The organism is Bacillus sp. D48C, assembly GCF_053345735.1.
Genome location: NZ_JBKFAQ010000004.1, coordinates 305,721 through 327,098, shown reverse-complemented (window position 1 = coordinate 327,098; position 21,378 = coordinate 305,721). Strand labels below are relative to the sequence as shown.

Sequence of the window (21,378 nt, the reverse complement as noted above, 5' to 3'; positions counted from 1 at the left end):
TGTTTTATCCTGATTAAAGTTTCATTTTATAAACTTAACCCAAACCGTTTTAATTCAATAAAAATCCCCTCTAATTGCTTTCCTTTATCCGTTAATGTGTACTCTACACGAGGCGGAACTTCTGGATATACTTTTCTCGTTATAATGCCTTGAGACTCTAATTCTTTTAGTCGAAGCGATAATGTTTTTGGACTAATACCATCCATTGATTTTTGTAAATCACTAAAGCGTAATGTTCCTTCGATAAGAAGATCACGAATGATTAAAAACGTCCATTTTGTACTAATTACATCAAGCGTTTTAGCGATGGGACAAGGTATGCCAGGTAAACCTTTCGTTAATTCAACTGGATTTATATCGTTCATGGAACTAGCCTCCATAAAATTTTTTTGGATGAATTTGCTTTATAGTATCACAAAACTATACTTTTGGTAACTATATGAAAAAAATATCACTACTTCCATAAAGGAAGTTAGTGCATATACAATAGCAATACGAAACAAAAAGGATTTATATAAGGAGGTGGTGATTTCCATGGGGATAAAAAAGTTATTTGGGTTTCTTAGTTTGTTTGTTATTTGTATTGTGCTTGTAGCATGTGGTGTGGAACAAAAAACTGAAGTTCAGTTATTAAAAGAAATGCCAAAGCCAAAAGCAATGACAATTGATCCCTCACTAAGTAAAAAAGAAGCGACAGAAATGGTTCATGCGGCGCAGCGTTTTTATGCATTTTGGGATACAGGTAAGGAGGAACTTATTCCGCAGACTGTTACTAAAGATTTCTTCGATAATACATTGCCGAAAGGGCGACCACAAGGTATTGAAGGATTAAAGTTTGCAGCGCAAAATTTTCGTAAAGTTGTGCCTGATATACATTGCGAGATTGAAGACTTATTAGTTGTTGGTGATAAAGTAACGGCCCGTCTTTCTTTTACAGGAACGCATAATGGTAAGAAAATTAATTTTTTTGCAATTGATATTTTACATGTGAAAGACGGAAAGATAACAGAAGATTGGCATTTAGAAGATAATCTTACACTACAGCAGCAACTCGGCTTAATAGCTGAAGAGTAGATCATATAAGGGAGAGGAAAGCGATGAAAAATATATTTATTATAAATGGACATGAAAAATACGGTACAAAGGAAGGACGATTAAATAAAACGTTAGTAGATTATATGGTTACTGTATTAGGCGAGAATCATCATGTGAAAACAACAACGATTCAAGATGGTTACAATATTAAAGAAGAACAAGATAAGTTTTTATGGGCTGATGTTGTGATTTATCAAACGCCGATTTACTGGTTTAGTGTACCGGGCTTATTTAAAACGTATATGGATGAAGTATATGAATACGGTTTGTTCTTTAAAGGTGCTGATGAATATGGAACAGGTGGTTTATTAAAAGAGAAAGAGTATATGTTCTCTACAACTTGGAATGCACCTGAAAAAGCATTTGGAGATAAGACGAAGTTCTTTGAAGGAGAAAGTTTAGAATCAGCGCTTAGTCATTTACACCGCGTGCAGAAGTTTCTCGGTATGAGTCCGTTAAAGAGTTTTGCTTGTTATGATGTGGTGAAGAATCCGGATATAGAGAAGTATTTAGGGAACTTGAAGAATCGTTTAGAAGAAGTCATTCAATAATTAGAGTCATCCCCGTATTTAATGCGGGGATGACTCTATCCATAACTTCGCAAAATTTGCCCAGCCGAATGAATCAGTTGTTACGTTTTTTTAGGAAGGGTGATATGTTATTCTTTTTAAAACGGATCAACTTCAGCTAAATCAGGATTGCTATTTGGGTTTGTTAATAAGACTTTCAGCTCACCTACTTCAGAGAGCGCAACGAGGATATAACCACTAATAAGGACGACGAGTCCGATGACCCTTAATGTTTGCAGTGTGATATCACGGCTATTGTTTTCGGAGTTGTCTTGGGGCGTTGAAGGTGGATTGTTATTCATAAATAGGGCTCCCATCTTTTGTATTTATATATGTGCGAAATCATTATTTAACTTATGGATAGGAATTATATAGTCATTTTCACTATATGAGAACTGCCTATGAAAAGTGATAAGGAATTTTTGGGCGAGAAAAGAGGGGAATCCAAAAGATTATTAAAACTGAACTTTTGGATTCCCCTCTTTTTATTTATCTTGCTATTTGTGGTGGTCGGATTTTCTGCAAACGACCAGTTGGTGAGGGCTAATGAATCAGTGGGGGGATGAATAAAACCCCACTGATTCATTATTTTCATGTAAATAAAAGGAGGTTAGTTAACCAAAGTAGTTATCCTAATATACGCAATGATTCTTTAATAAACGCCGGTATATCTTCTGGTTGTCTACTTGTGACTAGCTGGTTTTGGCATACGACAACCTCTGTGTCATGAAAGTTTCCGCCGGCGTTTTTTAAATCGACTTCAATAGATTTATATCCAGTGACATCACGTCCTTCAAGTGTTTGTGCAGTGATGAGTAGCTGAGGTCCGTGACAAATAGCGAAAACAGGTTTTTTTGCATCCATAAATGCTTTACTAAAGCGAACGAAACGCTCATCTGCACGAAGTATATCTGGAGAAAATCCACCGGGTATGAAGAGTGCATCAAAGTTTTCTGGAGAAACACCATCAATATTTTTATCAATTACGACTTCGCTTTTTTCTTGTTTACCGTGTACCGTTTTACCTTTTTCCATTTCAATAGTTGTTAATTCATATCCCTTCTGTTTAAAAGCTTCTACTGGCTCTGTGTATTCTGTGTCCTCGAAATAATCCGTTATTAAAATAGCAATTTTTTTACTCATTCTAATCCGCTCCTTACATTATATTATCGGTTCCAGAATCGTCCTTGGGCAATGCCTTCTATAAATGACTCAATTGAAGTGTTTGTTAAGTTGTAAACTCCTGCTCCATCCAGTTTAATCTTACTATGGTCCAAAGCATGAGGATTACTAAGAACATGAGCTATCGGTTTAAAATGTTTAAAAGTAGTTTCTGCAAATTCTAAAACAGGGGGGTGAATGACAGACTCACTACTAAACACTAATACTGCATCAAAAAGGGAGGAGTCTGTTGTTGTATAAGTATCAGTTACTTTAATGGAATCATTGAACTGATAAATTTTATTATCTATGATGCTATAGTTAATTCGGTGTTGTACAAAAGCTTGAATCCATTCGGACAGAAGTGAGACGCTTGGGTCACCATTTAATAGAATTGCAACATTTTTGGAATCAGATTTAAAAATAGTATTGGACATACTTAGTGCAGGTGATTTTGCATCTGAATTTACTTCGTGATTTTCCTTAGGTAAAGGAGCTCCAATAATGTTAGCGACTTCTTGTGCTAATTGACGATCGACGTGGTTTAAGAGAGCAATTACATTTGCCTTCACCATGTCTGATTTACACTTCCCAACTTCAAAGCAAAAAGCTTCTTTTATGTGCTGCTTTTCAATAGGGCTCATACTATTGTAGAAAAGTTTAGCCTGAGAATAAAAGTTAAGAAAGCTTTTACTGCGACCTCTAATTTTATGCCCATCAATCTTTTCTTGATAATGTTCATATCCTCCTTGTTCGGCTTGGACGGTTGCAGGTTGATTGTTATTTAATCCATTAGGATGATAGCTTGTTTGACCGCGATGAATCTGCATTTGATGCATACCATCACGTTGATTATTATGAAAAGGACATACGGGCTGATTGATAGGGATTTGATGGAAATTAGGGCCCCCTAAACGAGATAATTGTGTATCTGTATAGGAGAATAATCTTCCTTGCAGAAGAGGGTCATTTGAAAAATCAATACCTGGTACGACATGACCAGGGTGAAAAGCTACCTGCTCTGTTTCAGCAAAGAAGTTATCAACATTTTTGTTCAATGTCATTTTACCAACTAATTTTACGGGAACTTTTTCTTCTGGCCATAATTTCGTTGGATCTAAAATATCAAAATCAAATTTATGTTCATCTTCTTCTGGAATTAACTGTAATCCAAGTTCCCATTCAGGATAATCTCCTTTTTCAATTGCTTCGTATAAATCTTGACGATGAAAATCAGGATTTTTCCCAGCAATCTTTTGAGCTTCATCCCATACTAATGAATGAACCCCGAGGGTAGGTTTCCAGTGAAACTTTACGAAATGGGCTTTTCCTTCTGCGTTAATGAGTCGAAATGTGTGAACTCCAAAACCTTCCATCATTCGTAAACTACGCGGAATAGCTCGGTCGCTCATTTGCCACATGACCATATGAGTGGACTCAGGATTATGCGCAACAAAGTCCCAAAAGGTATCGTGAGCGCTAGCTCCTTGAGGAATATCATTATGTGGTTCTGGTTTAACTGCATGGACAAAATCAGGAAATTTAATAGCATCTTGGATAAAGAATACTGGCATATTATTACCCACTAAATCATAGTTTCCTTCATCTGTATAAAATTTTGTGGCGAATCCGCGTACATCTCTTACTGTGTCGTTGGATCCTTTAGAACCTTGAACGGTTGAGAACCGTACAAATACAGGTGTTTTCTTTGAAGGATTAGTAAGAAAATCTGCTTTCGTATATGTTTCTAAAGATTCATAAAGCTGAAAATAACCATGAGCGCCAACCCCGCGTGCATGAACAATCCTTTCGGGAATTCGTTCGTGATCAAAATGAGTCATTTTCTCGCGAAAGTGGAAATCCTCCATTAAGGTTGGGCCTCTTAAGCCCATCTTTAAAGAAAATTCATCTTCAGCTATTTTTAACCCTTGATTTGTTGTTAAAGCATGTTTGCATTGATTGTCAGTAACGTGATGCTTCAATTGTTCCGTTTTTTTATTCACAATATAGGCCCCTCCTTTACTCTGTTAATTTAATAGATACCCTTTTTATTAGTATGTAAACATGTATTATCGTTTTTGTATGTAAAAATCATAAAATATCGGTTGTTTCAGTGATTCTTGTTTGAGGAAGCAAAATAAAAAAGCCAAGGATAATTTATTTTCTCCTTGGCTTTTAAGATATTTCTTTTCGTTAAAACGAAGAAACGCGTTGCTTCGTTTTTGGTACAATAATAAATTTGATCCAGAGTAACCCGATAATCATAATGATAAGGCTATGTAAAATTTGTCCTGTAGCAATGAGTATAACACTCGAAAATACAATGAGTTGAATACTTAGCAATATAAAGATTAAGCTAAGAAATTGTTTCATTCTTTCTTCAGTATGGATTGGATATAATGCTACAATAATATTTCCCGAAAAATATTTCCACAGTGAACGAAGCTGCATAGAGATCATATATAGAACGATATAAGCGATAGCACCTTTTACGTATATGTTTGGTATAAAATATAAGGCGAAAGCACCGATCAATCCTAAGCGAATATATATACCGAAATAATCATTTCCACGTAAAAATGCTAGTGTATGTAAGTAGAAGAAAGTTGCTCGTTTTTTATGTAATAAAGGTTCAATCCAAGTTGTAAGCCATTTTCTTTTATTTACTTGCTTATTTAGTTGCGGAACATCGGTGAAGATGCTAGCAAATTGATAAAAACGAACGTTCATTTTTTCTTCTTGCTCGATTATGTAATCCCACGGTATTCGCTTTGTAGGCTGTTTTTTCGTATATAGAATTAGGAAAGCAAGTAGTAAGAGTAGTCCGCCCAATATGAGAACATTTGCGGAATAAAACAGCATGTAAATGATTAGGGCGTTACAAGTAATACGAATGATCAGCCATATATTTTTTTCGTGACTATCACGCCACATCCAATGTATGTACATGTTCCAAGCTTTCGTAATCATTAACGCGATAAAGATTGTACATAAAAAAGGTACAGTTAATTGCAATGATTGCATAGCAAGTGGTACGAGAATAAGGAACGTAAATAATAATGGAAAAAGCTGAATGATGTAATTGTATAGAAGAGATTTTTTGAAATAGGATGTTAATTTCTCTTCTAATGCAAGCAAATAGACAGCATCAGGTTTTTGAATAAATGTACGGATAGGGGATCTCGTTATAATGAATGTAAGTACAATCGTGATGAGTAGTAAAGATATTCCTTTAGAAGGAGATGTTTTTAGAAACTGAGCATAGTAGTATGCGCCAACGCATGAAATAAAGATAAAGCTATATAGTAAACCGTTAATCATACGTGCAAAGTATGTAATGATATTTTGAATATGTTGTTGGAAGCGACTGCTCCATAGCGATTCGATTGACATGTTTTTCACCTCTTTGTTCTATTATATATGTTTTACAAAAGAAAAAACGAGCAAATTGCGTTATGCAACTTGCCCGTTTTTCTTTTCGTTATTTTTTTTCTGATCACGATTCATTAATGGATAGAAAGCAAATCCAATTACGAATAAACCAATTCCGAGAAGGAACGTTTTTATATCGGATGCGCCGGTTTTAATAACCCATAGTGCGTAGCAAAGTGCGATCACTGCGACTATACCATCTGTAATTCTTGCCCGCATTTCATTTTTATATGTTTCACCAGTTGCGACTAGTTTTAACTGGAAGATTGGTGAAACGAGATATGGAATGAGGTAGGCCAGTGTTGATACGGTAATAACGAATGTATAAGCTTCCGCAATAGTTCCTGATAATGTTGAGAATAGGAATACTTGCGACATAATGTTTGTTAATCGTAATGAGTAAATTGGACTTCCTTTTTTATTTGTTTTCGTGAAGAAGGAAGGGAAGAAACCTTCTTTTGCTGCTTGATAAGGTACTTCTGAGCTTAATAAAATCCAGCCTAAGATAGAACCGAACAGGGAAGTAAGAGCAAGTAATGCCATAAGTTTCCCGCCGCCATGACCCATTGCAGCGTTTAGTGCATCTGCTAATGGACGTTCCGAAGCTTGTAATTTATCAACATGAAGTACACCCATTGTTAAAATTGTAATTCCTAAGTAAATCGCAACTGTAATAAGTAATCCCGCAACTGTTGCACGTTTTACCGTTTTTGGAGAAACAGCACGGTTTGATAAAAGAACGGCTGATTCAATTCCGATAAACGCCCAAAGCGTTGTAAGAGCAGCTAAATTTACTTGTGAAAGAAGACCGTGTGATACACCTGATTTATCAATCATCGGCGTGTACCATTGTCCAAACTTAGAAGCTTCGAATGCAAATAACGTAACGACGATGAATAAAAGGAATCCAGTTACTTTCGTTGTTGTTGCTAAGAAGTTTAGCTTTCCAGCTCCGCTTACACCATTTGTTAATATAATATGAGTTCCCCAAAGTAAGATGGAACAAATCGTAAATGTAATTAGTTTTCCGACTTCTACGTTAAAAGAACCGATTGAAAATAGTAGTCGCGTATCTTTCATAATTGGGAAGAAGAGCGATAAATATCCCGCAAATGATGTAATGATGGCAACGTTACTTGCCCAGTTTGCAACCCAATATCCCCATACCATACTGAAGCCAGCCATTTTTTTCTTTTTTGGTGTTGAGAATAAAGCATATGCATGACTTTGTGGCCCTGTCGTTAAATCAGGACGACGAATTGCTAAATTACCGAAAACAAGAGCTAGCATTAAAACACCAAATCCTGTAGTTAACCAAGCTAAAGTGACACCGAGTGGGCTTGCTGTTTGTGCCAACGTACTTGGCACCATGAAAATACCAGCGCCAACCATGTTACCGACAACGAAAGCTGTTAGTACCCAAAAGCCCCATTTTTTTTGTTGCATAGAAAATACCTCCAAAGTTAGTATAACCAAGTCAAGCGAGGAGATATGTATGTCTTCCTGAGTCAGGAAGAGAAGTCCCAAACAAAACAAAAAAAGCACGTAATCTGCCGCTACATGCTTTCTATCTTATAAGAAACCCACGACATATCTCTCGATAGCTCTCCACAAACGAAACGTTTGTGACAGTTCTGCACTTATTAAATGCAGACCCAGCAAGCGTGCATGGTGGACACGACTTACTTCGGCAACCATTCCTTTCTCATTCCTTCATCAATGCCACTACATCTCCTGAAATGATACTCTTAATGATTGCAACCTCTACCTCACCGAGATACGAATGAGGATTTAAATATTAAATTAACGTCTTTAAGAGTAACAAATGAATTTTTATACGTCAATGGATATAGTAATAATCAGATTATAGAGAAGAGTTTGTGATTAGGAATGAATAATTATTTGATATAAAAAGAAGCCGATCTAAACTAGATCAGCTTCTACATATAAAATTAAACTAAGTTTAATACTGTTACTTTTTCACGTGTCATAGACTCAAGGCTCTTACGAATACCTTGTGCGCCCATACCTGAACCTTTTACACCAATGAATGGGAAGTGGTCAGGGCCGCGCTCTGTGCGTCCGTTAATTTGTACAGAACCAGTTTCGATTTTGTTAGCAATTGCAAATGCTTTGTTAATGTCTTTAGTGAAGACACTTGCTTGCAGACCGAACTCTGATTTGTTAGCAATTTCAATTGCTTGTTCATCTGAAGAAACACGGATGATTGGAAGGATTGGGCCGAATGGCTCTTCCCAAGCAACTTTCATCTCTTCTGTTACGTGATCGATTAATGTTGGGTAAATTAAGTTACGCTCACGTTTGTTACCGATAACGATTGTAGCACCTTTTTCTACAGCGTCGTCAACTAAACCTTGAACGAAGTCAGCAGACTTGTCGTCGATTAATGGAACGATTGTGCTGTCTTGTTCTGGAGATCCAACTGATAGTTCAGCTACTTGTGCTTTTACTAAGTCAACAAGCTCGTCCGCTACGTTTTCGTGTACAAGTACACGTTTAATAGCTGTACAACGTTGACCAGAGTAAGAGAATGCACCGCTTACGATATGGTTTGCAGCATCTTGTAAGTCAGCATCTTCACGAACGATACCAGGATCTTTACCACCAAGTTCTAATACAAGTGGAATCATTGAAGCTTTTTTCGCTAAATGTTTACCTGTGTTTGTACCACCTGTGAACGATACCATATTGATGCCTTCGTGTTCTACTAAGTAGTCACCAATTACAGAACCGCGTCCTGTAGCTACGTTTACAAGACCTTTTGGAAGGCCAGCTTTGTGAAGTGCTTCCACCATTTTAATACCACTAATTGCACCTTGAGTTGCTGGTTTGAAAATAACAGCGTTACCCATAATTAATGCTGGTGCAAGTTTTGCAGCAGATAAGTTTACTGGGTAGTTAAATGGTGCGATTGCTAATACAACACCAAGTGGTGCGCGTTGGATAATCGCAAGTTTAGATTTCGTTCCGCCAGGGAAGCTATCGCCCATCATGCTTTCTCCGTGCATATGTAAAGCTTCTTCGATCGTGTAACGAATGAAGTCAGCTGTACGAACAACTTCTTTCTTCGCATCTTTATAGCCTTTACCGACTTCTTTCATAATGATATCGGCAATTTCATCCTGCATATTTACGAGCTCATCAGCCCATTTATATAAGTATTTTGCGCGATCTTGTAGGGAAGCTTCAGCCCATGATTTTTGAGCTTCTTTTGCAGATGCAATTGCTTCATCTACTTCTCCGCGAGTAATTGCTTGTACTTGTCCAATTACTTCGTGTAAGTATGGAGATGGAATTTCGATTGTTTCTCCTGAAGAGCTTTCTCTCCATTCTCCGTTTAAATAAAATTTGTACGTATTGCTAGTTGTCATGATTAGTCCTCCTAAAATAGCAACTTGTAAGAGTGAGTATAAGGTGATTGTAGGGGGTTTGATAACATTTTTCAAATGAAATGTTTGTGAAAACGATTTCTTATTCTTTTTTTATTTTGTATGCCCTTTCTTACGGAATATTCTCTTATTTCAAAATGATGTAGCGTATATTTTTATTCAGTTTGTAAAAAAAAATTGACAGAATACTCAATAAAGTTGTAAGATTATAAATGGAAAATAAATGAAAGGGGTGTGCGTAATGATTGTAATCGTAAATGTAATGGGCTTAGCTCTGTTAAATGGCAGAAAACATTCATATCATTACGCAACCCGTGCGGATATATAAGGCATTCTCTGTCTTATAAGAAGCGTACGTTGCGTATATCGTAACGTACGCTTTTTATGCATTTTTGTGCATATCGTCAAGCGGCGGTATGCTTTTTTTTGTTTATTTTTCCTTGTATGGTTACGATGAAAATTTTGGAAGGTGGAAAAATGTGATGAGATTGTATGGGTTACGAAATGTAAATGTGATGGGTCTGGATAGTGGATAAAGAAGTGAGAGTTAAACGAGAACGAGAAGGGAGAGGTTACATTGTTATCAGTATTACTAAAGCTAAAATGGTTTTTTAAAGAGCATTGGAAGAGATATAGTATCGCTATTGGAGCTCTTTTAATTGTAAATATAGTTGAAGTCATTCCCCCGAAAGTGTTAGGGGTTACGATAGATAATATAAAAACAGGAACGTTAACGAATGCGGAGATTATGCAATTTATTCTCATTTTAATAGGGGTTACGGTAATTGGATATGGTCTTACTTTCGTTTGGCAACACCAGCTGTTTGGGGGAGCATTCGTACTGGAGAAAACGATGCGCTCTAAATTTATGGGGCACTTACTTAAAATGACACCGACGTTTTATCATAAAAATCGTACGGGTGATTTAATGGCGAGAGCGACAAATGATTTAAAAGCAATTGCTATGACAGCTGGTTTCGGTATATTAACGCTCGTGGATTCGAGTTTATATATGCTTACGATTGTCTTTATGATGGGATTTACAATTAGTTGGGAGCTTACATTTGCGGCGCTTATACCGCTTCCGATTATGGCGTATGCGATGAACATATATGGAAAGAAATTGCATGAGAGATTTACAGTCGCGCAAGATGCGTTCGGAGATATGAATGATAAAGTACTTGAATCGATTGCTGGTGTGCGTGTTATTCGTGCATACGTACAAGAGAATGCAGACGAGGAAAGATTTCATCATTTAGGAGATGACGTCTACGAAAAAAATATGAAGGTAGCAAGAATTGATGCATTATTCCAACCAACTGTGAAAATGCTTGTCGGTCTTAGTTATTTAATCGGCTTAGTGTACGGTGCATACCTTGTGTTCCAGTCAAAGGTGACGCTTGGTGAACTCGTTTCTTTTAACGTGTATTTAGGGATGATGATTTGGCCGATGTTTGCAATTGGTGAATTAATCAATGTTATGCAAAGAGGAAATGCTTCGCTTGACCGTGTGAATGAAACGTTAGCGTATGAGCCAGATGTAAAGAATCCAAAACATCCAAAGCTTGTGCAAGATCCGGATTATATTCAGTTTGATGATGTGTCTTTCTCATACCCTTCATCAACTGAAGAAAATTTAAAGAAGGTTTCTTTCACATTAAAGCAAGGAGAAACGCTAGGGGTTGTCGGAAAAACAGGAAGCGGGAAAACGACGCTTGTACGTCAGCTTCTTCGTCAATATCCGCTTGGAGATGGAGATATTGCGGTCTCTGATGTGACATTAGATAAAATAACAAATGAAAATGTACTCGGATGGATTGGGTATGTACCTCAGGAACATATTTTGTTCTCAAAAACAGCGAGAGAAAATATTTTATTCGGAAATAGGGAAGCGACGGAAGAAGAACTTGAGAAAGCAATTGAAATTGCTGCGTTTAAAAAAGACTTAGAGTTTTTACCAGAAGGATTAGAAACGCTCGTTGGAGAGAAAGGTGTTTCTTTATCAGGAGGGCAAAAACAAAGGATCTCGATTGCGCGAGCTGTTATTCAAAATCCAGAAATTTTAATTTTGGACGATTCTTTATCAGCTGTAGATGCTCGTACGGAAGCAGCGATCATTGAAAATATAAGAACAGAAAGAAGCGGAAAGACGACGATTATTACGACGCACCGTTTATCTGCAGTGCAACATGCGGATTGGATTCTCGTTATGGATGAGGGGCAAGTAATGGAAGAAGGTACACATGCTCAGCTTATCCAGAGCGGAGGCTGGTATGCTGAGCAGTTTGAAAGACAACAAGGTGAAAGTGAAAGTGCGGATAGTGGGGTGAAAATATGAGCGTTTCAAAACGATTGTTTCAATATGCGATGAAAGTGAAGGGGACGATTTTTGCAGCGATGCTAATGTTATTTATTTTCGTCATTGCAGAGCTTGCTGGTCCTTTCGTCGCTAAAACGATGATTGATGATCATATCGTCGGGATAGAGAAACCTTGGTATGAAACAGAAAAGAGTGAAGAAGCTGTTTCATATAATGGCGCTTTATATAAGCGAAGTGATCGCTTTGAACAAGGCGAGACAAAAGGTAAAGAAGTACGTGTGATGCAAGTCGGTTTTCAATATTATTTTGTACCGAATAAAGTGAGTATTGAAGGGTCACGTACTGTAAAAGGTGATATGATTACCGTTCAAAATGGTAAGGCGGTGCAAGTGTATAAAGCGAAGGCATTAACGAAAGAAGAAGTGTTTGCATTTTATAAACCAGAAATAAACCGTCTATTATTACTTGGTGGTGGCTATTTCGCTTTATTAGTAGTCGTATCATTATTTGCATACGGAAAGCAGTTCTTCTTGCAGAAGGCAGCGAACAAAATTATTCAAATTATGAGGGAAGATGTGTTTTCTCATATTCAAACGTTGCCGATTCGTTATTTCGATCATTTACCGGCAGGGAAAATTGTTTCGCGTGTGACGAATGATACAGAGGCCATTCGTGATTTATATGTAACTGTACTTGCAACATTCGTTTCTAGTATCATTTATATTATTGGGATATTCGCTGCGCTATTTTTATTAGATGTGAAGCTCGCTTCATTATGTTTATTAATTATCCCAATTTTAATTGTTTGGGCGATTCTTTATAGAAAATATGCGTCTGTATATAATCATAAAATGCGTTCACGTTTATCCGATATTAACGGAACAGTGAATGAATCCATTCAAGGGATGCCAATTATTCAAGCGTTCCGTCAAGAGCGTGAAACGAAAAAAGAATTTGAAGAATTAAACGGCGATTATTTTAAGTATCAAAATAAAATTTTAAATTTAAATGCAGCAACTTCGCATAACTTAGTAGCTGTATTAAGAAATATCGCTTTCACAGGAGTGATTTGGTATTTCGGCGGTGCGTCATTAAGTGCTACAGGTATTATTTCACTTGGGGTACTGTATGCGTTCGTCGATTATTTAACACGATTATTCTCGCCAATTACGAATATGGTGAACCAGCTTGCAAACTTAGAGCAAGCGCGCGTTGCATCAGAACGTGTCTTTGAATTGTTAGAGGAAAAAGGAGAAGCGGTAGAAGAAGAACGTATGTCTCGTTTAAAAGGAAATGTAAAATTTGATAATGTATCATTTTCTTATAATGGAAAAGATGAAGTGTTAAAAAATATTTCTTTTGAAGCGAAACAAGGCGAGACAGTGGCACTTGTCGGTCATACTGGATCAGGAAAAAGTTCTATCATGAATGTACTCTTTCAATTTTATGAGTTTGAAAAAGGAAAGCTTACGATTGATGGTCATGATGTAAGAGAAATGCCGAAACAAGCAACTCGTGAGCATATGGGAATCGTACTGCAAGACCCGTTTCTTTTTAGCGGGACGGTCGCTTCCAACGTAAGCTTAGAAAACGAAAAAATTTCAAAAGAGCGCATTGTAAAGGCGCTACGTGATGTTGGTGCTGAAAGATTTGCAAACAATATAAATGAAGAAATTACAGAAAAGGGAAGTACGCTTTCCACTGGAGAACGTCAGCTTATTTCGTTTGCTAGAGCACTCGCTTTTGATCCAGCTATCTTAATTTTAGATGAAGCAACATCTAGTATTGATACAGAAACAGAGGCGATGATTCAACAAGCGCTGGAAGTTGTGAAAAAAGGAAGAACGACGTTTATTATTGCTCACCGTCTTTCAACGATTAAAAGTGCGGATCAAATTATTGTACTCGATAGAGGAACAATTTTGGAAAAAGGGTCTCATGATGAACTCATGAAAAAGCGTGGGCGTTATTATGATATGTATAAAACGCAAATGGAAGGCAATCAGAGTGCTTAATAGGTATGGAGGAGAACTTGTGATTTTCACAAGTTCTTTTTTATTGATGAACATGTCGACTCTTTAGCGAATTACGACAGTTAAATAAGAAGTATTGTTTTACCTTTTTCTTTATAAATGCTATATTAAAAAATGTTACTTATTTTTTGTATGTGGCGTTATTTTTCCCTTTTGTTTGATTATGAAGAAAAAGGATAAACTAAATAAGAACATTTTCATTGAAAAATTGTTCAAGATTGCATACAATCAATATAGTTTTTAAATTCCTATCAGAATACTTGGAGGATTACAATCATGAAGAAATTATTTTCAGTGCTTGCAGTAACTACATTAGCGATCGGGATTGTAGCCGGCTGCGGTAAAGAAGAGAAAAAAGATACAGCTAGTCAAGACGCGTTACAAAAGATTAAACAAAGCGGTGAACTTGTAATTGGTACAGAAGGTACATACCCACCATTTACGTTCCACGATTCAAGCAATAAATTAACTGGATTTGATGTTGAATTAGCAGAAGAAGTTGCAAAACGTTTAGGTGTAAAACCTGTATTTAAAGAAACACAATGGGATAGCTTACTGGCTGGCCTAGATGCAAAACGTTTCGATATGGTTGCAAACGAAGTTGGTATTCGTGAAGATCGTCAAAAGAAATACGATTTCTCTAAGCCATACGTTTCATCTTCAGCGGCATTAGTTATTGCAAAAGATAAAGATAAGCCTGCTACATTTGCTGATGTAAAAGGACTAAAAGGAGCACAATCTTTAACGAGTAACTATGCAGATATCGCTAAGAAAAATGGTGCGGAAATTATTGGTGTAGAAGGATTTAGCCAAGCAGCAGAATTATTAGCTTCAGGACGCGTTGACTTCACAATCAATGATAAGTTATCAGTACTAAACTACTTAGAAACGAAAAAAGATGCGAAAATTAAAATTGTAGATACTGAAAAAGAAGCTTCAGAAAGTGGATTCTTATTCCGTAAAGGTAGCACTAAGCTTGTACAAGAAGTAGATAAAGCGTTAGAAGATATGAAAAAAGACGGTACGTATGACAAAATAACGAAAAAATGGTTCGGTGAAAATGTATCTAAGTAGTGCATTGGTTTCAGATCGATTGTCTACTTGGATAGATATTATGCAGTCTGCCTTCATGCCTATGCTGAAGGAAGCTGTTTTTACGACAATTCCATTAACGCTTATTACATTTATTATCGGGATTATACTGGCAACGTTAACAGCGCTCGCACGTATTTCTGGTAGTCGTATTTTACAATGGATTGCTCGTATCTATGTATCTATCATTCGCGGAACGCCACTTCTTGTACAGTTATTTATTATTTTCTATGGTCTTCCAACTCTTAATATTGAAGTTGAGCCATATACAGCAGCAGTTGTTGGATTTTCATTAAATGTCGGTGCATATGCATCTGAAATTATTCGTGCTTCTATCCTTTCCATTCCGAAAGGGCAGTGGGAAGCAGCTTACACAATTGGGATGACATATCCACAAGCATTAAAACGTGTTATTTTACCACAAGCAACGCGCGTATCAATTCCACCGCTTTCGAATACATTTATTAGCTTAGTGAAGGATACTTCATTAGCATCATTAATTTTAGTAACAGAAATGTTCCGAAAAGCGCAGGAGATTGCGGCGATGAACTACGAGTTTTTAATTGTTTATTTTGAAGCAGGTCTTATTTATTGGGTTATTTGTTTCTTATTATCAATCGTACAACAGATGTTAGAGAAGCGTTCAGAACGCTACACATTAAAATAATCCTTTTACAAAAGGAGTTTTTGTTTTTATGATTTCAATTCAGCACTTACAAAAAAGTTTCGGAGATAATACCGTACTAAAGCATATAGATTTAACAGTTGAGAAAGGCGAGGTTGTTGTTATTATTGGACCGTCTGGATCTGGTAAAACGACATTCTTACGTTGTCTTAACGTACTAGAAACACCAAACGCCGGTAGCATTCGCATCGGCAATAAAGAGCTTAATTTTGCTCAAAAAGTATCGAAGAAAGATATTGTAAATCTTCGTACGCAAACAGGTATGGTATTCCAGCACCATAACTTATTCCCTCATTTGACAGCACTTCAAAACGTAATGGAAGGACTCATTACAGTGAAAAAAGTAGGGAAAGAAGAAGCGAAGAAAAAAGCAAACTACTTCCTTGAAAAAGTTGGTTTAGCAGATAAAGTGGATTTATATCCATTTCAATTATCAGGCGGACAACAACAGCGTGTTGGAATTGCGCGCGCGCTTGCGATGGAGCCGGAAGTGTTACTATTTGATGAGCCGACGTCAGCACTTGATCCTGAACTTGTTCAAGAAGTTCTGAAAGTAATGAAAGAACTTGCTAAAGAAGGTATGACGATGGTCATTGTAACGCACGAAATGCGTTTTGCACATCAAATTGCGAACCGTGTTATTTTCATGGATGGCGGTGTCGTTGTTGAACAAGGTACACCAGAAGATGTATTTACAAATCCAAAAGAAGAACGTACGAAGAAGTTTTTACAAATGTTGCAATAAATTAAGGAAGGTCTCAAGGCATATGCCTTGAGACCTTTTTGCCATATATATTTATTTGTGGAATCCGCCAAGGCTTTGCTCAGCCATTGCAACTAGACGTTTTGTAATTTCTCCACCAACTGAACCGTTAGCACGAGCCGTAGAATCTGCTCCTAATTGTACACCAAATTCTTGAGCGATTTCGTACTTCATTTGATCGATTGCAGCTGTTGCACCTGGTACTACTAATTGATTTGAAGAATTTTGGTTTGCCATAGGAATATATCCTCCTTAGAGTTATAAAAGTTTTTTTGGTTGGACTAGCTGGAGTTGAACCAGATTATCGCCCCGGTTGGCGCTAATCCATCGGTAATTAAGTTTGTACTCATAGTATGGATGTTACCTAGAAAGATATACAAAATAATAATTTGTAAATTTTGTCAAAAAAACTTATTGATTTCGTAAATTATGAAATAAGAGTAATCGTTGTATTTTTAAGAAAACAGGCCAAACTAAGGAGGATATTAAATATAATTTTCTCATTGTAGCCTGCTACTTGTAGGCTAATCATTAGCTTCTTATTTATGATTTATTGAAATGAAATCGGTAGCAACTTCATAGTTCTATTTTTAAGTAGGGATGGAGTGACCGCTCCTATGCATGGGTAGGTGCTCTCTTCAATCTAAAAAAGAGAGGCTTTAAACGATAACGTATGGAGGAATCATGATGGGGATTTGCCCGCTTTGCAACGCATTAGAATCACAAACATATTCTTGTCAAAATTGCCAAAGTATACTCCAAGATTATGGGAAGTCTGTAGATTACATAGACGATTATAGTGCCTATATGGATCAAGAATTATTAAATGCAGTAGATGGTTTAACGCATAATAATTCAAATGAATATTGCAATCATATTTTTTATTGCGGAGTATGTAACGTGGAAACAGAGGTTGTAGTAAAACTTGTGTAAATAGAAAACTTCCACCTTATTATCTAGGTGGAAGTTTTTGTTTTTGTATTTGTGAGTGAATCATAGGGGAAGGGATATGTTCGGTATTTGATGAAGCCCCTGATTTTATTTGAGACATTTTTTCTTTTGTATCACGTAAAGAATGTTCAGTTAAGTAGACGGCATATTCGTAAAATAACTGGCGCGTCATTTCACTTTGCTCTTTTAATTTTTCATCTTGGAATACAGTTCGCCCAGGTTTAGAGTTGGCTTCAAAGAGCCACGGATTTTCCTTTGTGTCTAAACCGATATCAAAACCGATTTCTCCAATATTTCCGGTTACTTGTTCATCGAGCGCGTAACTTATTTGTAAGGCAGTATGTTTTAATTTGTTTTCAATTTGAACTTGTTTCGTTGAATCTGGAAAAAGCTCTTGTAGCAATTTTGTATCACCGCCGCTATTTACGTGCGTTGTTAAACTGCCTTTGCCGGCGATTTTGGCGACGATTGCACTAACTATCCAATTACCGAAATGATTTTTATTTGTATGAATGCGGAAATCAACAGGTTGCCCATCGAAGCGAAGTAACGAAATACCTTGCTGTACGATAAACTTTTTTAAATCATGTCCCTTTAATACGTGGTTTAGAAGAGTTTCTAATGATTGATACTTTCTCAGTTTATTTTCTTCATTTTCGCGATAACGACAGTAGTAGCAATTCTCTGTTTGAGAATAAAATATTTGATGAATATTTCTACCAAAGCTCCCGTGTATTGGTTTCATGTACACAGATTTATACGTGCCAAGAAACCGTTCTACTTGTTCAAAATGCTGAAATGCTTCTGTGTTTGGTAATAAGGGTCTAATTGATTCGTCTTTCATAAGAAGTTGATGAACTTCCCATTTATTGAAAAAACCTGGGTTAAACCATGGAATGGAGTAGTCTTGTTCTAACTTTCTTTTTGCTCTGACGATTGGTTTATAATTTTCAGCTTGTCGATTCGGTAATCGATCGTAAATGACATTTGGTAAAGGGACCCTTTTCTTTATCCATTGTTTCTCTTGAAAGAAATATCCTTCAATCGTTTCTTCTTCCCAGTTTATATGTTGAACGCCAAAGACGAATACGAACGGTCGTAATGAGAATGGTGGTGTTAACAACTCACTGAGAGCAATTGAACGATTTCCTAAAGGGTTAGAAGAATCATCGTTAAAGCCAGTTGTAAAAATGCCGATTAATGGTCCGAAAATAATTGTTTGGTTTTGTGTGAATGCATGAATAGTAGTGGATTGAGGTAGTAAAAGTTTTTCGGCAATATGTTTTCCGATAATAATTTCGCGAGTAAAGGAATAATGAATTTTCACCTCTTCACTTGCAATGTGACGTATACCGAAGGAGAGGGATGTAATAGGTGGCGTAATAGAAAAAACGTAAGGTAAAGTAATGCTATTTGGATGTTCATCTGAAATGTTTAATGTATATATATGTTCTTTCAAAATAGGTTTACCTCCTTTCATTATGGTGTAAAGCGACTGAATTTAAGTGGTCCGTGAAATATCTTTTCAGCTAATGAATCACTATGACGAATGTATTGTTCGTAAGGGGGAATCGTGTTGACATACATAAGCCAAATTGCGCCTTTTTGATCCATAATGGTGGAAAGTTCTAGTTCAAATAACGAAGAATAAGACTGATCTAGTGTTTGGAATACTTCATTTACAATGTCGTGTAAAGCATCTTGCAATAGTTGCACACCCGTACTAGATAGTACGTATTTAATTTTTGAAAATGAATGTAATGAATCATCGTCCGTTGTTGAGGGTAAAAGCTGATTAGGAAATGAGCTTTTTTGTATAAATTGACCGATAACATTCCAAGTTTGTTCTTTGTTTTTTTGCAAAATGGTTCGAATGTGGAGTGGATATGTTAATTGATTTGGTGGTTGTAGCATAGTGTGCGCTATGTAACGGGATGAACGTATGTTAGATTTACACCAAGATATAAATTCGTCTGTCCGTTTGATTGTAATAGAAGTATGGTATTTTTCATTTACTGTATCGATATGAAACGTTTTATTTTTGTAAGCAATTCGATATAAGTTATCCTTAGAATGTATATTAGTGGGGCGTATAATAATATCTTTAGTTTTTAACAACAGTTTGAAAATGTTTTGTATCGTTGCTATTTCAAATTTTGGTATATAAGGAGACAGTTTCTTATTAGTGAGAAATAAATCATGTAGTTCACTTAAATTAATAAGTGTGTTATTTAAAAAGGTAGTGGAAGGACGATTGTGCAAAGAGTGAATAATTGATTTTGCTTTTTCAAAGTCTGTTTCCTCGTGAAAAGAATAACGATCATATATATAAGAAGGAATAGGGAATGTTTGCTCTTTCCATTTTCCTGTATCTGTATCGTAAATAAGACCAGAAACAAGGTCTGTTTTAGGATCAATACAAAATGGCGTAAACTGGGCAACGACATTATGATAAAGCCGAGCGCGTTTAGCGATTTCGGTGTAATACGTTTGTTCGTAATGAAGTTTAGAAGCTAAAAGACCGAGAACCAACGAAATCACTCCTTTACTACTATTTGCATAATAGGCGAAGCTATATATTGCAAATACGTTTTTATACCATTATACTTTTGTCCGTATGATGATATGCTATAGTTTTGGAGAAGTGAAAGGTTGATTGTAATGAATATATGGTTAAATATGTTAACGACGACAGGACTCGGAGCAATTATTGGGGGATATACGAATCATTTAGCGATAAAAATGTTATTTCGTCCTCATCGCCCTATTTATATCGGGAAGTTTCAAGTTCCATTTACACCAGGATTAATTCCGAAACGTCGTGATGAACTTGCTGTTCAATTAGGGAAAATGGTCGTAGAACATTTGTTAACACCGGAAGGAATCGGAAAAAAGCTAACAAATGAAGAGTTTCAAAAAGGTTTAATCCACTGGGCGCAAGTGGAAGTGGATAAAGTAATTAAGAATGAACAATCACTGCGACATATGTTAGAAAAATGGAATGTAGCGCATGTAGAAGAAGAAGTGACTCAAAAAATTGAACATGTGATTACAGAAAAAATACAGGCATTTTTAGCTGAGTATTATACATATACATGGGAACAGGCTTTACCTCATTCTGTAAATGAAAAAGTAGAGAATGCGATTCCGAATGTCTCGGCGTTTATTTTAGAGCGAGGAATTAGCTTTTTTGAAAGTGAAGAAGGGAAAGGCCGTCTTTCAAAAATGATTGATGATTTCTTTGCTTCTCGCGGAACGCTACTTAACTTAGTCGGAATGTTTTTAGGAAATGTAAGTGTAGTGGATCGTGTGCAGCCAGAAGTTATTAAGTTTTTAGGGCAAGATGGTACAAAGCAGCTTTTAACTGACGTACTGCAAAAAGAATGGGAAAAGTTAAAAGGAAGAGATGTAAAAGAATTAGAATCGTTTGTAGAGAAAGAAATGATTGTAAGCTCCGTGTTGTCAGCAGTTAAAGTAGAGGAAACAGTGAGTAAGTTTTTAAATCAATCTGTTCAGCAAGTATGTGAGCCAGTTCGAGAAACAATTATTGAAAAAGTGGTTCCAAGCACAGTAACGAAAGGCTTGAAGTGGGGAACAGAAAACGTAGAGAGTATACTAAACAATCTACATCTTGCGGAAATTGTCCAGCAAGAAGTGTCTACATTCTCAACAGAAAGATTAGAAGACTTAGTTCTGTCTATTACGAAAAATGAATTGAAAATGATTACGTATTTAGGAGCATTATTAGGTGGAATAATCGGACTCGTACAAGGATTGTTACTATTGTTTCTTAGATAATAAGGTGAGTACATAGAAATAAAAGTGAAATTTCTTCACATCTCTTGCATAGTTTGATATGGTAAGAAG

General features: G+C 36.4%; 20 protein-coding genes and 1 riboswitch. Of the genes, 10 read left to right on the top strand and 10 right to left on the bottom strand.

The features are described 5' to 3' along the window. Positions 1 to 26: 26 nt before the first annotated feature. Positions 27 to 365: a winged helix-turn-helix transcriptional regulator gene (locus tag ACLBXA_RS13520; protein ID WP_000997917.1), complete on the bottom strand. Its 339-nt coding sequence runs from the start codon at positions 363 to 365 to the stop codon at positions 27 to 29. 169 nt (positions 366 to 534) lie between these two features. On the opposite strand from ACLBXA_RS13520, the gene ACLBXA_RS13515 reads away from it, so the two are divergent. After that, positions 535 to 1,074 (top strand): ester cyclase, encoded by a 540-nt coding sequence (locus ACLBXA_RS13515; RefSeq protein ID WP_000511560.1) that lies wholly within the window; start codon positions 535 to 537, stop codon positions 1,072 to 1,074. Between the two features lie 23 nt (positions 1,075 to 1,097). Beyond that, on the top strand, positions 1,098 to 1,646 hold the full coding sequence (locus tag ACLBXA_RS13510; protein WP_000789181.1) for an NAD(P)H-dependent oxidoreductase: 549 nt from the start codon (positions 1,098 to 1,100) through the stop codon (positions 1,644 to 1,646). Between the two features lie 116 nt (positions 1,647 to 1,762). Here the strand turns inward: ACLBXA_RS13510 and ACLBXA_RS13505 are convergent, their stop codons facing one another. After that, a complete protein-coding gene (locus ACLBXA_RS13505) occupies positions 1,763 to 1,966 on the bottom strand; it encodes a hypothetical protein (RefSeq protein WP_001063872.1) in 204 nt (67 codons plus the stop codon). 99 nt (positions 1,967 to 2,065) lie between these two features. Here ACLBXA_RS13505 and ACLBXA_RS13500 point away from each other — a divergent pair, with 99 nt between their 5' ends. Next, entirely contained in the window at positions 2,066 to 2,230 is a 165-nt protein-coding gene (locus ACLBXA_RS13500) for a hypothetical protein (RefSeq protein WP_176518783.1), read from the top strand. A gap of 61 nt (positions 2,231 to 2,291) precedes the next feature. On the opposite strand, the gene ACLBXA_RS13495 is transcribed toward ACLBXA_RS13500, so the two are convergent. The 5 genes from ACLBXA_RS13495 to gapN form a co-directional block, all read right to left on the bottom strand. Further along, positions 2,292 to 2,807, bottom strand: a complete 516-nt coding sequence (locus tag ACLBXA_RS13495; RefSeq protein ID WP_000037536.1) for a type 1 glutamine amidotransferase domain-containing protein — start codon at positions 2,805 to 2,807, stop codon at positions 2,292 to 2,294. A gap of 23 nt (positions 2,808 to 2,830) precedes the next feature. Continuing rightward, a complete protein-coding gene (locus tag ACLBXA_RS13490) occupies positions 2,831 to 4,828 on the bottom strand; it encodes a catalase (RefSeq protein ID WP_001036526.1) in 1,998 nt (665 codons plus the stop codon). A gap of 190 nt (positions 4,829 to 5,018) precedes the next feature. Then, on the bottom strand, positions 5,019 to 6,218 hold the full coding sequence (locus tag ACLBXA_RS13485) for an ABC transporter permease (protein WP_000021391.1): 1,200 nt from the start codon (positions 6,216 to 6,218) through the stop codon (positions 5,019 to 5,021). 60 nt (positions 6,219 to 6,278) lie between these two features. Then, entirely contained in the window at positions 6,279 to 7,703 is a 1,425-nt protein-coding gene (locus tag ACLBXA_RS13480) for an amino acid permease (protein WP_001186317.1), read from the bottom strand. Between the two features lie 147 nt (positions 7,704 to 7,850). Beyond that, positions 7,851 to 8,032, bottom strand: a riboswitch (Lysine riboswitch). Positions 8,033 to 8,209: 177 nt separating this feature from the next. Then, positions 8,210 to 9,649, bottom strand: a complete 1,440-nt coding sequence (gene gapN, locus ACLBXA_RS13475; protein ID WP_000213629.1) for an NADP-dependent glyceraldehyde-3-phosphate dehydrogenase — start codon at positions 9,647 to 9,649, stop codon at positions 8,210 to 8,212. A gap of 595 nt (positions 9,650 to 10,244) precedes the next feature. Between gapN and ACLBXA_RS13470 the strand changes: the two genes are divergently transcribed. The 5 genes from ACLBXA_RS13470 to ACLBXA_RS13450 all read left to right on the top strand — a co-directional run bounded on the left by ACLBXA_RS13470 (position 10,245) and on the right by ACLBXA_RS13450 (position 16,542). Then, the gene (locus ACLBXA_RS13470; RefSeq protein ID WP_000953777.1) at positions 10,245 to 12,005 is read left to right on the top strand and encodes an ABC transporter ATP-binding protein; all 1,761 of its coding nucleotides are present in this window, start codon (positions 10,245 to 10,247) and stop codon (positions 12,003 to 12,005) included. Further along, on the top strand, positions 12,002 to 14,002 hold the full coding sequence (locus tag ACLBXA_RS13465; RefSeq protein ID WP_447617249.1) for an ABC transporter ATP-binding protein: 2,001 nt from the start codon (positions 12,002 to 12,004) through the stop codon (positions 14,000 to 14,002). The genes ACLBXA_RS13470 and ACLBXA_RS13465 overlap by 4 nt, the downstream gene beginning before the upstream one ends. Before the next feature lie 294 nt (positions 14,003 to 14,296). Then, positions 14,297 to 15,094, top strand: coding sequence for an amino acid ABC transporter substrate-binding protein (locus ACLBXA_RS13460; RefSeq protein ID WP_000732844.1), 798 nt, complete (start codon positions 14,297 to 14,299; stop codon positions 15,092 to 15,094). Next, positions 15,081 to 15,779, top strand: a complete 699-nt coding sequence (locus ACLBXA_RS13455) for an amino acid ABC transporter permease (protein ID WP_447617248.1) — start codon at positions 15,081 to 15,083, stop codon at positions 15,777 to 15,779. Before ACLBXA_RS13460 ends, ACLBXA_RS13455 begins: the two co-directional genes overlap by 14 nt. Positions 15,780 to 15,807: 28 nt before the next feature. Then, positions 15,808 to 16,542 (top strand): amino acid ABC transporter ATP-binding protein, encoded by a 735-nt coding sequence (locus ACLBXA_RS13450; RefSeq protein ID WP_000623613.1) that lies wholly within the window; start codon positions 15,808 to 15,810, stop codon positions 16,540 to 16,542. 51 nt (positions 16,543 to 16,593) lie between these two features. On the opposite strand, the gene sasP is transcribed toward ACLBXA_RS13450, so the two are convergent. Next, the gene (sasP, locus tag ACLBXA_RS13445) at positions 16,594 to 16,797 is read right to left on the bottom strand and encodes a small acid-soluble spore protein, SasP family (protein WP_000013338.1); all 204 of its coding nucleotides are present in this window, start codon (positions 16,795 to 16,797) and stop codon (positions 16,594 to 16,596) included. A gap of 450 nt (positions 16,798 to 17,247) precedes the next feature. On the opposite strand from sasP, the gene ACLBXA_RS13440 reads away from it, so the two are divergent. Continuing rightward, positions 17,248 to 17,493, top strand: coding sequence for a hypothetical protein (locus ACLBXA_RS13440; RefSeq protein WP_000510472.1), 246 nt, complete (start codon positions 17,248 to 17,250; stop codon positions 17,491 to 17,493). A gap of 19 nt (positions 17,494 to 17,512) precedes the next feature. Here the strand turns inward: ACLBXA_RS13440 and ACLBXA_RS13435 are convergent, their stop codons facing one another. Continuing rightward, positions 17,513 to 18,970, bottom strand: coding sequence for a YheC/YheD family endospore coat-associated protein (locus tag ACLBXA_RS13435; protein ID WP_447617247.1), 1,458 nt, complete (start codon positions 18,968 to 18,970; stop codon positions 17,513 to 17,515). Positions 18,971 to 18,990: 20 nt separating this feature from the next. Beyond that, positions 18,991 to 20,043 (bottom strand): YheC/YheD family endospore coat-associated protein, encoded by a 1,053-nt coding sequence (locus ACLBXA_RS13430; RefSeq protein ID WP_000242801.1) that lies wholly within the window; start codon positions 20,041 to 20,043, stop codon positions 18,991 to 18,993. 129 nt (positions 20,044 to 20,172) lie between these two features. Here ACLBXA_RS13430 and ACLBXA_RS13425 point away from each other — a divergent pair, with 129 nt between their 5' ends. Beyond that, positions 20,173 to 21,309, top strand: coding sequence for a DUF445 domain-containing protein (locus tag ACLBXA_RS13425; RefSeq protein WP_003281617.1), 1,137 nt, complete (start codon positions 20,173 to 20,175; stop codon positions 21,307 to 21,309). Positions 21,310 to 21,378 lie beyond the last annotated feature (69 nt).

Excerpts from the sequence above, each read along its gene's own strand:
- ACLBXA_RS13465 (WP_447617249.1), top strand. The coding sequence starts at position 12,002 with ATGAGCGTTTCAAAACGATTGTTTCAATATGCGATGAAAGTGAAGGGG.
- ACLBXA_RS13450 (WP_000623613.1), top strand. The coding sequence starts at position 15,808 with ATGATTTCAATTCAGCACTTACAAAAAAGTTTCGGAGATAATACCGTA.
- ACLBXA_RS13440 (WP_000510472.1), top strand. The coding sequence starts at position 17,248 with ATGGGGATTTGCCCGCTTTGCAACGCATTAGAATCACAAACATATTCT.
- ACLBXA_RS13480 (WP_001186317.1), bottom strand. The coding sequence starts at position 7,703 with ATGCAACAAAAAAAATGGGGCTTTTGGGTACTAACAGCTTTCGTTGTC.
- sasP (WP_000013338.1), bottom strand. The coding sequence starts at position 16,797 with ATGGCAAACCAAAATTCTTCAAATCAATTAGTAGTACCAGGTGCAACA.
- ACLBXA_RS13495 (WP_000037536.1), bottom strand. The coding sequence starts at position 2,807 with ATGAGTAAAAAAATTGCTATTTTAATAACGGATTATTTCGAGGACACA.
- ACLBXA_RS13455 (WP_447617248.1), top strand. The coding sequence starts at position 15,081 with ATGTATCTAAGTAGTGCATTGGTTTCAGATCGATTGTCTACTTGGATA.
- ACLBXA_RS13505 (WP_001063872.1), bottom strand. The coding sequence starts at position 1,966 with ATGAATAACAATCCACCTTCAACGCCCCAAGACAACTCCGAAAACAAT.
- ACLBXA_RS13520 (WP_000997917.1), bottom strand. The coding sequence starts at position 365 with ATGAACGATATAAATCCAGTTGAATTAACGAAAGGTTTACCTGGCATA.
- ACLBXA_RS13485 (WP_000021391.1), bottom strand. The coding sequence starts at position 6,218 with ATGTCAATCGAATCGCTATGGAGCAGTCGCTTCCAACAACATATTCAA.
- ACLBXA_RS13515 (WP_000511560.1), top strand. The coding sequence starts at position 535 with ATGGGGATAAAAAAGTTATTTGGGTTTCTTAGTTTGTTTGTTATTTGT.
- gapN (WP_000213629.1), bottom strand. The coding sequence starts at position 9,649 with ATGACAACTAGCAATACGTACAAATTTTATTTAAACGGAGAATGGAGA.
- ACLBXA_RS13500 (WP_176518783.1), top strand. The coding sequence starts at position 2,066 with ATGAAAAGTGATAAGGAATTTTTGGGCGAGAAAAGAGGGGAATCCAAA.
- ACLBXA_RS13510 (WP_000789181.1), top strand. The coding sequence starts at position 1,098 with ATGAAAAATATATTTATTATAAATGGACATGAAAAATACGGTACAAAG.
- ACLBXA_RS13425 (WP_003281617.1), top strand. The coding sequence starts at position 20,173 with ATGAATATATGGTTAAATATGTTAACGACGACAGGACTCGGAGCAATT.
- ACLBXA_RS13460 (WP_000732844.1), top strand. The coding sequence starts at position 14,297 with ATGAAGAAATTATTTTCAGTGCTTGCAGTAACTACATTAGCGATCGGG.